Source organism: Halomicronema sp. CCY15110, assembly GCF_016888165.1.
Classification (GTDB): Bacteria; Cyanobacteriota; Cyanobacteriia; order Phormidesmidales; family Phormidesmidaceae; genus Halomicronema.
The window spans coordinates 1-4,208 of sequence record NZ_JACSWC010000015.1; the positions used below are offsets into that span (position 1 = coordinate 1).

Genomic DNA, 4,208 nt, shown 5'->3' on the forward strand with positions numbered 1-4,208 from the left:
TGGATCCAGATGACGAAATCAATAAATCCGCCTCTCTAGTTGTCGTCAGCCGACAGGCTCATTGTCGTCTAATAGTTTGGACAATGATACTGGCCAGAATTTTGATCAGTTCTTCGCTTTCTTGCAGCAAGGGGGTGAGGCGACTTTCAGGAATTAGCTGCGTGGCGACCAACAATCTCAACCAATAGCAGGTTTCTCTCGCTTCCTTCAGCGCGATCTGCAGTTTGCTCACGAAGTCGGCTCGGCTCTGACCGGACTGGGCTTCCTCCACATTCGCACCAATCGATGTTCCAGAGCGGATCAATTGCTTCGACAGCGTCCGGCCTGCTCCAGGTTGTTCATCAAGCACTTGGCACAGCTTTACGACCCGTACCGCAAACTCAAATGTCCGGTCCGTAATATCTAACGCTTTCCCCATCTCGGTGTGCGACTTCCCTAAAGCACTCTCCTTAATTTTGCATTTTTAATTTTGCATTTTTAATTGATTGGCCCACACCGTTTCTTGCAAGATGCCTAAAGGGACTCCGGCATCGCTACTACACAGGGTGAGGTGGACTTTGAGGCCTGTGGCTGAGGCGTCGCTAATGGGGCCTAAGCCGCGAGTGTGGCGATGAGTGCTGAAGTCCAGTTCAGTGGTGTCTTGGATCGTCAGCACGGTTGCGTGTTCTAGGTGTAGCGGCTCGCAAACAAGAATCGTTATGCTCGCAAACAAGGCGATTTTGAGCTCAGATTAAGTGCGAATAAGAAGACCTGAATGCTCACATTATTTGCAAATGGGCTCAGATTAAGTGCGAACAACTTGCAAACAAGATTTTCGGCTCACATTAGCTGCGAATAAACCGAAAGCCTTTGCCATCAGAACATTCAGCGATTGTCGGTGAATTTGAATAGCTGCTGGGTGACGCAACTATCCAAATTTTGAGAAACGGCTTAAAGTGTTGACAGGCAGGGACTCTCCAGGACGGCACTGGCTTCAGTGGTCGCCCATGAGTCTCACGGATTTCCAGCGTTTGATGACTGTGCCAGTTCGGGAAAATAGGCCGGTTTTAGGCCAGCCGGGTTTTACCATTGTGAGACTCATCAGGAGACAGTTGCATTGTGAGGTGAGCCCTCATGGGGCAGTGCCAGGTGCCGACGGAAGCGGTTTTGGAGCTCCGGCAACGCTTATCGCAGTTGCCGCCACGCTGTGCTGAGCGTCGTCACCTGATTCAAGCCACAGCTCAACTGTACGGGGTGTCCGAAAGTACCCTTTATCGGGCACTGCAGCGCACCTCGCAGCCTCATGCAGTGCGGCGCGCTGACTTGGGCCAACCGCGGGTAATGCCGAAACCAACGCTAGAGCGTTATTGCGAAGTGATTGCGGCGATTAAGCTGCGGACTTCTAATGGTAAAGGTCGTCACTTGTCCACCGGAGAAGCGATCCGACTCCTCGAAGAAGTCGGTATTGATACCCCAGATGGGTTCCTCCGAGCCCCACCCCATCTTCTCAAACGACAGACGGTCAACCGCTATCTCAAACGTTGGGGATATGACTATGCCAGGCTCAAACGCCAGCCCCCGGCCGTCCGGTTTCAAGCCCGCTACAGCAACGAGTGCTGGCACTTTGACCTGAGCCCATCGGACCTCAAGCATGTCAAAGCTCCCGCTTGGATAGAACCCGGTCGGGGGCATCCCTTGCTGATGCTCTACAGCGTGGTGGATGACCGCAGTGGTGTCGCTTACCAGGAGTACCATGGCGTCTACGGTGAAGATGTGGTGGCGGCGCTCCGTTTTCTCTTTGCCGCTATGAGTCTGAAGTCGACGGAGAGTTTCCCCTTTCAAGGGATTCCCCGCATGATTTATATGGACAACGGCCCGATTGCCCGGAGCCTGGTGTTTCAGCAGGTGATGGGGTATCTAGGCATTGAGGTGCGGACCCACCTGCCGAAGGGGAAAGACGGCAACCGGGTGACGGCTCGGGCCAAAGGGAAAGTCGAACGGCCTTTCCGCACGGTCAAAGAGATGCTGGAGACGCTCTACCATCTGCGAGAGCCGGAAACCGAGGCGGAAGCCAATGAGGGACTGCTGCGCTTCTTGCTGCATTACAACAGTCGCCCCCACCGCAGTGAAGCTCGTTCCCGCTTGGAAGATTGGCTGGCGAACATACCGCCCGCCGGGATTCGCGAGATGTGCTCGTGGGAGCGCTTTTGTACCTTTGCACGGGAACCCGAACGCCGCAAAGTCGGCATTGATGCCCGCGTGAGCGTGGCGGGGATCGCTTACGAAGTCGAGCCGGATTTGGCGGGCGAAACGGTGCTGCTGTGGTGGGGACTATTTGATAGTGAACTGTATGTGGAGCATCAGGACCAACGCTATGGTCCTTACTCGCCAGTGGGCGGCCCGATTCCGTTAGACCGCTACCGCCGGTTCAAAAAGACGAAAACCCAAAAGCGTACCGAGCGCATTGAGCAACTTGCCCAACAACTTGCCCTACCACCCACTGCCGAGGGCGGCGTCACCTTGCCGTCCCTGCCTTCAGAAGGAGCCGCTCTATCGTCGCAGCCCTTTGTCGACCCCGACCCCTTCCAAGAAATCACGTTTCCGAGCCCGCTGGCCGCGAAGCGCGCCATTGCGGACGAGCTAGGGCAACCCCTCGCTAAATTGAGTGCTGAACAACTGCAGCAGATCGACGATATCCTGGCGCAGACGTTAGATAAGCAGCAGGTCTTAACGCAGGTCAGGGCCGCTTTCAACCCCACCCCTGGGAGGTGCCATGCTCAGTGACGTGATGGCTTACTTCAACCTCCAGCAGTCTTTTGACCAGGTGGGTTACTTTGCCACCCCGCAGCATCAGCAACTGATGCGGGAATTGAAGCTGGCGATTCATCAAGGTGGGCTCGTCGCCATGACGGGTGTTGTGGGGGCAGGCAAAACCACCACGCTGCGACAGCTTCAAGTTGAACTGAAGCGCGACCAGGACGTCATTATCTCCAGTTCGTTGGCGGTCGATAAAAGCCGGGTGAACTTAGGTACGTTGATGATGGCCTTATTCTTTGACCTGGCGACAGAGCGGGATTTTAAGCCACCGACTCAGCCAGAGCGACGCGAACGAAAGCTATTGGAGCTGATGGAAAAATCTCGCAAGCCCGTAGTACTGATCGTCGATGATGCCCATGATCTGCACAGCCAAACGTTAGTGGGCTTGAAGCGACTGATTGAGTTGGTACAAGATCGGGGGCGAGTACTGGCCATTTTGCTGGCGGGACATCCCAAGCTGAAAAATGATTTACGCCGTCCGAATCTGGAAGAGATTGGGGCGCGAGCCACCACCTTTGTACTGGAGGGCATTAAGGGGCATCAACTGCCCTATGTCCAGTGGCTCCTGGGGGAGTGTTCGGAGAGTCCTCAGGGAGAGCTGATGAATGAAGAGGCGATTGCGCTACTGGCAGAGAAGCTGATGACGCCGTTGCAGATCAAGCATTACCTGCGGTTGGCCTTGGAAGCAGCCCATCAAGTGGGTGTCAAACCGGTGACGCCAGAGGTGATTGAGGCGGTCTTGTCACAAGGGCTCAATGATTTGGAAGCGAAACTGGTGCGGCATGGCTACAACACCAAAGCATTGGCCCATTTACTGAATGTCAGGCCCGCTGAGGTCCGTTCTCTCATGCACGGACGCTTGCCACCGGGTCGGACTCAGGAGCTCCGGGATCAGATGCTGAGTGTCGGCATTCTCGTGTCTTAGCTGCTTAGCCTACGGTTAAAGGCTTTTGGCTTATTCGCAGTTAATCTGAGCCGAAACTCTTGTTGGCAAGCTGTTCGCAGATAATCTGAGCTCATTCGCAAATAATGTGAGCATCAAGCCCCTCTTATTCGCACTTAATCTGAGCTCAAAATCGTCTTGTTTGCGAGCACGGGCTCCGCTGTTTGCGAGCCGTTACATCTAGGCAGCGCTCTACCGTTTGATCCATGTGGCCGGACAGGATGGCAAATCAATTCAAAATGCAAAATGCAAAGTTCAAAATGTCTTTGCAACACAATCTTCTTAATTTTGCATTCTTAATTTTGAATTTTGCATTGTTCAGTCATGAGCTTAGCGCGACTAGTAAACCTTGAAACCCTTGATAAATCAAAGTTTGTTAACTTCTATATCTTTCCATATCTAATCGCGCCTCATCCTAAAAGGCATTTTTGATCCAAAATGTCACGCTAATTGGACTTCCTTATCTATT

General features: G+C 53.5%; 4 protein-coding genes. 2 read left to right on the top strand and 2 right to left on the bottom strand.

Features of this window, described 5'->3' with window-relative positions; all coding sequences use genetic code 11:
* Window positions 1-58 precede the first annotated feature (58 nt).
* Both JUK32_RS00065 and JUK32_RS00070 read right to left on the bottom strand, forming a co-directional pair.
* On the bottom strand, window positions 59-418 hold the full coding sequence (locus JUK32_RS00065) for a four helix bundle protein (protein ID WP_204136838.1): 360 nt from the start codon (window positions 416-418) through the stop codon (window positions 59-61).
* A 45-nt stretch (window positions 419-463) separates the two neighbouring features.
* A complete protein-coding gene (locus tag JUK32_RS00070; RefSeq protein WP_204136839.1) occupies window positions 464-655 on the bottom strand; it encodes a hypothetical protein in 192 nt (63 codons plus the stop codon).
* A 473-nt stretch (window positions 656-1,128) separates the two neighbouring features.
* On the opposite strand from JUK32_RS00070, the gene JUK32_RS00075 reads away from it, so the two are divergent.
* Window positions 1,129-2,763 (top strand): transposase family protein, encoded by a 1,635-nt coding sequence (locus tag JUK32_RS00075; RefSeq protein WP_204136841.1) that lies wholly within the window; start codon window positions 1,129-1,131, stop codon window positions 2,761-2,763.
* Complete coding sequence (locus JUK32_RS00080) at window positions 2,753-3,721, top strand: ExeA family protein (protein WP_204136840.1); 969 nt, start codon at window positions 2,753-2,755, stop codon at window positions 3,719-3,721. Before JUK32_RS00075 ends, JUK32_RS00080 begins: the two co-directional genes overlap by 11 nt.
* The last annotated feature ends 487 nt before the right edge of the window (window positions 3,722-4,208 follow it).